6 protein-coding genes are annotated in these 6,103 nt (G+C 66.5%); all 6 read right to left on the bottom strand.

Features of this window, described 5'->3' with window-relative positions:
- Nucleotides 1-128: 128 nt before the first annotated feature.
- Genes ACE039_RS14815 through ACE039_RS14790 form a run of 6 tightly spaced genes read right to left on the bottom strand, consistent with a single transcriptional unit; the run spans nucleotide 129 to nucleotide 6,095 of the window.
- Entirely contained in the window at nucleotides 129-1,259 is a 1,131-nt protein-coding gene (locus tag ACE039_RS14815; RefSeq protein ID WP_448709897.1) for a M20 family metallopeptidase, read from the bottom strand.
- Between the two features lie 39 nt (nucleotides 1,260-1,298).
- On the bottom strand, nucleotides 1,299-2,204 hold the full coding sequence (locus ACE039_RS14810) for a prolyl oligopeptidase family serine peptidase (protein ID WP_105559531.1): 906 nt from the start codon (nucleotides 2,202-2,204) through the stop codon (nucleotides 1,299-1,301).
- Nucleotides 2,204-3,214, bottom strand: a complete 1,011-nt coding sequence (locus ACE039_RS14805; protein WP_485822687.1) for an ABC transporter ATP-binding protein — start codon at nucleotides 3,212-3,214, stop codon at nucleotides 2,204-2,206. The genes ACE039_RS14810 and ACE039_RS14805 overlap by 1 nt, the downstream gene beginning before the upstream one ends.
- Nucleotides 3,211-4,194 carry an ABC transporter ATP-binding protein gene (locus ACE039_RS14800; protein ID WP_448709896.1) on the bottom strand — a complete coding sequence of 328 codons (984 nt, stop codon included), beginning with the start codon at nucleotides 4,192-4,194 and terminating at the stop codon, nucleotides 3,211-3,213. Before ACE039_RS14800 ends, ACE039_RS14805 begins: the two co-directional genes overlap by 4 nt.
- The gene (locus ACE039_RS14795) at nucleotides 4,191-5,111 is read right to left on the bottom strand and encodes an ABC transporter permease (RefSeq protein ID WP_313464614.1); all 921 of its coding nucleotides are present in this window, start codon (nucleotides 5,109-5,111) and stop codon (nucleotides 4,191-4,193) included. The genes ACE039_RS14800 and ACE039_RS14795 overlap by 4 nt, the downstream gene beginning before the upstream one ends.
- 6 nt (nucleotides 5,112-5,117) lie before the next feature.
- Nucleotides 5,118-6,095: an ABC transporter permease gene (locus ACE039_RS14790; RefSeq protein ID WP_006227256.1), complete on the bottom strand. Its 978-nt coding sequence runs from the start codon at nucleotides 6,093-6,095 to the stop codon at nucleotides 5,118-5,120.
- Between the last annotated feature and the right edge of the window lie 8 nt (nucleotides 6,096-6,103).

The raw sequence follows: 6,103 nt of genomic DNA, 5'->3' as shown, positions 1-6,103 counted from the left end.
GACGAAGATGACAAGGGGGCAGGCCGGAGCGAAGGCTCCGGACCGCAATCGTTGACCCGCACTCGCCGGGGGACCGCCGTGACGGGCGCCTTAAGAACCCCCAAAAAACCGCCAAAAAAACTACCCCTTCAAGCCAATTCCCGAAGCAACAATTCCCAGAACTTCAACCGCTGTTCTAGGGTCGACACCAGGATATATTCATTCAACGTGTGGGCGCCGTCGCCGTCCGCGCCAAGGCCGTCCAACGTGGGGATGCCCATTGCCGACGTGAAGTTCGCGTCGCTGCCGCCGCCCGTCATCGGCGCGTCTTCCAGCAGGAAGCCCGCCCGGTCGGCATACCCCTGCACCAATGCCAGCAGTGCTGCCGCTGCGTCCGTCTTCACCATTGGCGGACGGTTCAGTTCCACGTTGATGTCCAGCTCCACGTCCGGGCCCACTGCGCACAGCTCGCGCATCCGGCGCAGCACGTCTTCCGCGGCGCCCATGTCGGGTACGCGGAAATCCACCACGCAACGGCACAGGGCCGGCACGGTGTTGGTGACGGTGCCGCCGGCGATGGTACCGACGCTGACCGTGATGCCGCGGTCGTAGTCGGTCATCGCTTCCAGCGCCAGCACCTGATGCGCCATTTCGCGGATCGCGCTGCGGCCCTTTTCATGCTGCATGCCGGCGTGAGCGGGGCGGCCTTTGACGTTCAGGTTCAGCATGCCCGTGCCCTTGCGCGCCGTCACGCACTTGCCGCCATTGGGGCGGGCCGGTTCGCAGACCAGTGCGTACTTGGCGTTGGCGGCGAAGCGTTCGATGTGCGCGCGCGAGGCATGGCTGCCGGTTTCCTCGTCGGGCACCACCAGGAAGTCGACGGGCAGTTGCGTCGCGCCGGGGCGCGCCACGCCGGCCAACGCCGTCAGCGCCAGGTAGATGCCTGCCTTCATGTCGTAGCTGCCGGGGCCGTAGAGGCGGTCGCCGTCGATGCGGACCGGGTTCTCCAGCAGCGTGCCGACCGGATGCACCGTGTCCATGTGCGCCAGGATCAGGATGCCGGGGCGGGTGTCGCCGGGGGCGCGGTTGGTGGCGTACAGCAGCGGGCCGGTGGTGGGGCCCAGCGACGACAGTTCCACCGTCAGGCCGGCGGCGGCCGCGTAGTCGGCGATGATGCGCGCCATCGCGGCGATGCCTTCCGGAAAGTTGGACGGCGATTCGCATTGCAGCCAGCCCTGGATGCCGGCGACGATCTGTTCAGTGCTCTGAGTGTTGGACATGGCGGTATCGGTAATCAGCAACGGAAATTGGGAAAGGGGTCAGGCGACCTGCTGGCCAGCCAGGCGGGCCAGTTCGGCGTCGTCGGGCATCTTGCCGTCGAACCACAGGCTGGCGCACACGGCCGACATGGCGCGGCCATCGTGGCCGATGCCGGGCACCACTTGCAGCGTCCAGCCGAACGGCACGCCGCGGCGTTCGGCTTCCTGCTTGCCGAACGCGTAGTAGTTCTGCGCGCGCGCGAAACGGTGCGGGCCCTGGCGCATGGCAGCGGGTTCGGACGGCAGGTTGGGGTCGTCGGTCGCGATGTCCTGGTCGCCCGCCAGAATGGTCATCGGGTAGGCCAGCAGCTTCACCAGGTGCTCTTCGGTCAGGCCGACGCCGTCCATGCCTTCCGGGAACGGATGGTCGAAGGTCGGCAGCGTGTACCAGCCGGGGTTGCCGGCCGCGACGGCCTTGAACGGCGCGTGCGACTGGCTGCTCATCAGGCGGTGCACGAATTGGCCGCCTGCCGAATGACCGAACAGGTAGACGTTCTGGCCATCGGTGATTTCACCGGCGATCATGTCCTTGATCACGTTGCCGACCAGGGCGTAGGTCCAGCCGTCGATGTGGCGCGGGTTGCCGCCGGCCGAGAACACGCGGCCGTTGTTGTAGCTTTCGACGCCGGGCCAGATCTCGTTGGAGAAGGTCAGGGCCACGATCAGCAGCTTGTGCTTGTCGGCCGCCTCGACCCAGAAGTCGCGGTATTCGTCGCCGTTGCGCAGCACGCCGTGCTGCACGATGACGACCGGGCGGTCGGGCGTGTAGCCATACGGGCGGTACGTCTGCAGCTTGAACGGGCGGTCGGAATTGCGGTCTTCATCCACGTAGAGGATGGCATTGCGGCCTGCATGGCCCATTTCGATGGCGATGCGGTCCGCGTTGGACATGTCGGAGGGTTTCATCAAGCGCTCGCTTCATTCAGGTGGCAGGCCGACCAATGGCCCGCCGAGATTTCTTTCAGGACCGGCGCCTGCTCGCGGCAGCGCGGCATGGCGTGGGGGCAACGGGGGTTGAAGGTACAGCCCGGAGGCGGATTCAGCGGCGACGGGATCTCGCCCTTGATCGGCGTGAACTTGCGGCCACGGCGGGCCACGTCCGGCACTTCGGCCATCAGGGCCTGGGTGTAGGGATGGTTGGCGCGCGCGAAGATCTCGGCCGACGTGGAGATTTCCACGATCTTGCCCAGGTACATGATCGCGACGCGGTCCGAGATGTGCTTGACCACGCCCAGGTCGTGGCTGATGAAGAGATAGGTGAAACCATGCTGTTCACGCAAGTCCATGAACAGGTTGATCACCTGCGCCTGGATCGACACGTCCAGCGCGGCGACCGGCTCGTCGCAGACCAGGAACTTGGGCGCCACCATCAGTGCGCGGGCGATGCCGATGCGCTGGCGCTGGCCACCCGAGATCTGGTGCGGGAAGCGGTCGCGGTATTCGGCGTCCAGGCCCACTTCCTTCAGGGCCTGGTCGATGCGGCCGGGGATGTCGGCGGGCGGCGCCAGTTTGTGGACCTTGAGCGATTCGCCCAGGATCTGGCGCAGGCGCTGGCGCGGATTCAGCGAGGCCTGCGGGTCCTGGAAAATCATCTGCACGCCCAGCGTGTAGGCCAATTTTTCGGCGCCGCGCAGGCGCACGGCGTCCTGGCCCTGGTACAGCAGTTCGCCTTCGGTCTGGCGGTGCAGGCCTGCCACGACGCGGCCCAGGGTGGACTTGCCGCAGCCGGACTCGCCCACCAGCCCGACGACTTCGCCGCGCTTGATGGACAGGTCCACGCCATTGACGGCATGCACCGTGCGGCGGTCGATGGGCCGGCCGGTCAGGGCCAGGATGCGTTGGGCCAGGTCGGGACGTTGCTCGAAGCGCTTGTGGATGTTCTTGAGCTCGATGACGGGGGTATCGGCTTGGCTCATGCTTCTTGTGCCTCGCGGGCTATCGGCACGTAGCAGCGATAGCTGCGCGGACCTTCTGTGGTGACGGAGGGGGCTTGTTCGGTGCACCGCGGGATAACCTTGGTGCAGCGCGGACGGAACGCACAGCCCGAGGGGCGGCCGGCCAGGCTGGGCGCCATGCCGTTGATCTGGTGCAGACGCGCGCCAGGCTGCGTCGCGCCCGGCATCGAATCCAGCAGGCCCTTGGTATAGGGGTGGCGCGGCGATTCCAGCACCTGCTCGACCGGGCCGCTTTCGACGATGCGGCCGGCATACATCACGGCCACGCGGTCGGCCAGTTCGGCCACCACGCCCAGGTCGTGGGTGATCCAGATCAGCGCGGTGTTGTGCTCGCGGCAGATCTCCTGCATGCGGTAGAGGATCTGGCCCTGGATGGTGACGTCCAGCGCGGTGGTGGGCTCGTCGCAGATGATCAGGTCGGGCTTGTTCAGCATGGCGATCGCGATCGCCACGCGTTGGCGCATGCCGCCCGAGAACTCGTGCGGATAGCTCTTCAGGCGCTTTTCCGGCGCCGGGATGCCGACCATCGCCAGTGCCTCGCGGCAGCGTTCTTCGGCTTGCGCGCGCGACACGTTCTCGTGCGTCAGGATGGCTTCCATCATCTGCTCGCCGATGCGCAGCACCGGGTTGAGCGTCATCAGCGGGTCCTGGAAGATCATGGCGATGCGGTTGCCGCGCAACTGGCGCATCTGCTCTTCCGTGAGTTTGCGCAGGTCGGTGCCCTTGAACTTCACTTCACCGTCCACGACTTCTCCGGGCGGGTCGATCAGGCCCAGCAGCGAGAATCCCGTGACGGATTTTCCGGAACCCGATTCGCCGACCAGGCCCACGATTTCGCCGCGGCGCACGGTCAGGTCGACGCCGTCGACGGCCAGGTACGCGCCGGCCTCGGTATGGAATGCGGTGCGCAGTCCGCGCACATCAAGAAGAATGTCGCTCATGCTCGTCGGGGGTCCAGGCTTTCACGCAGGCGGTCGCCCACGATATTGATGGAAAGAATCAGCACCAGCAGCGCAATGCCGGGGAACAGGCTGATCCAGTAATCGCCGGACAACAGGTATTGGAAGCCGTTCGAGATCAACAGGCCCAGCGACGGCTCGGTGATCGGCACGCCGACCCCCAGGAAGGACAGCGTCGCTTCCAGCGCGATCGCGGTGGCGATCTGGATGGTGGCGAACACCATGACGGGGCCCAGGCAGTTGGGCAGCAGGTGGTAGACCATGATGCGCCAGGCCGGATAGCCCAGGTTGGCGGCGGCTTCCACGTATTCCTTGCGGCGTTCCTGCAGCGCGCGGCTGCGCATGATGCGGGCGTAGTGCCCCCATTGCACCAGCACCAGCGCCAGGATCACCTTGTCGACCCCGCGGCCCAGCACCACCAGCAGCACCAGCGCCACCAGAATGGTCGGGAAACCCAGGATGAAGTCGACGATGCGCATCAGCACGGTGTCGACCAGGCCGCCGACATAGGCGGCGATCAGGCCGACCGCGCCGCCGACGGCGGTGGCCAGGACGACGGCGGACAGGCCCACCATCAGGCTGATGCGCAAGCCATACAGGATGGCGCTGAGCATGTCGCGGCCCTGGTCGTCGGTGCCGAGCCAGGCGATGCTGCCGTCCATCAGGGCCTGGCGCGGCGCCAGGCGGCCGTCCATTAGCGACAGGTTGGCCAGGTCGTACGGGTTCTGCGGCGCGAAGTAGGGGGCGAAGATCACCAGGACCACCAGGATGGCCAGCGCGATCGCGGAGCCGCGCACCGTGGGGCGCGCGCGCAGTTTCTTCAGGATGGAGGCGCGCTGGGGCGTCTCAGCCAGAGGCTGGACGGTGCGGGTGCGGCCGGGATTGGGAGAGTTAGCCATGGCGGATTATTGAGCGGGGGTCACGAGCTGCACGCGCGGGTCGAGCGCGGCGTACAGGATGTCCACAACCAGGTTGATGACCACGAAGATCAGGGTGACCAGCATCACGTACGCGACCACCACGGGGCGGTCCAGCTGGTAGACGCTGTCGATCAGCAGCTTGCCCATGCCCGGCCACGCGAACACCGTTTCGGTGATGGTGGAGTAGGCGATCAGGCTGCCGAATTCCATGCCGATCACGGTCACGACCGGGATCAGGATGTTGCGCAGGATGTGGCGGCGCACGATACGGCCGGGCTTGACGCCCTTGGCGCGGGCGAACTTCACGTAGTCCTGGCTGCGGGCCTCGACCACGCCGGAGGCGGTCAGGCGCAGTACCAGCGCGATGTTGGCCAGCGCCAGGTTGATGGCCGGCATGATCAGGTGCGACCAGCCATCGGCCGTCAGGATGGACAGGCGCACGCCCAGCACGGTAACGGTGTCGCCCCGCCCGGTGGCCGGCAGCCAGCCCAGCCACACGGCGAACAGCAGAATCAGCATCATGCCCTGCCAGAAGTTCGGCAGCGAAAAGCCCAGCACGGACGACGCCATGATGCCGCGTCCCAGGTAGTCGTCGCGGTACAGGCCGGCGACCAGCCCCAGCGGGATGCCGACGACACAGGTCAGCATGATGGCGACGAAGACGAGCTCGAACGTGGCAGGGATGCGTTGCACGATCAGTTCGACGGCGGGGATGCCGTGCACGAAGGACGTGCCCAGATCGCCGTGCAGCGCGCGCCACAGGAACCCGGTGTACTGCTGCCACACGGGCAGGTCCAGGCCCAGGCGGGCGATCATCGCCTCGCGGGCGGCCTGGCTGGCTTCAGGGCTGACCAGCAGTTCGATCGGGTCGCCCACGGCATACACCGCGAAAAAGACCACGACCGATACGGCCAGCAGTACGAACAGACTCTGGATCAGTCTGCGCAGGATGAACAAGGCCACGTGATGAT

It is taken from the genome of Achromobacter maghribensis (genome assembly GCF_057334215.1).
This window is presented reverse-complemented; position numbering and strand designations above follow the sequence as displayed.

Coding starts and splice junctions, on each gene's coding strand:
- ACE039_RS14810 (WP_105559531.1), bottom strand. CDS start 2,204: ATGAAACCCTCCGACATGTCCAACGCGGACCGCATCGCCATCGAAATG.
- ACE039_RS14795 (WP_313464614.1), bottom strand. CDS start 5,111: ATGGCTAACTCTCCCAATCCCGGCCGCACCCGCACCGTCCAGCCTCTG.
- ACE039_RS14800 (WP_448709896.1), bottom strand. CDS start 4,194: ATGAGCGACATTCTTCTTGATGTGCGCGGACTGCGCACCGCATTCCAT.
- ACE039_RS14805 (WP_485822687.1), bottom strand. CDS start 3,214: ATGAGCCAAGCCGATACCCCCGTCATCGAGCTCAAGAACATCCACAAG.
- ACE039_RS14815 (WP_448709897.1), bottom strand. CDS start 1,259: ATGTCCAACACTCAGAGCACTGAACAGATCGTCGCCGGCATCCAGGGC.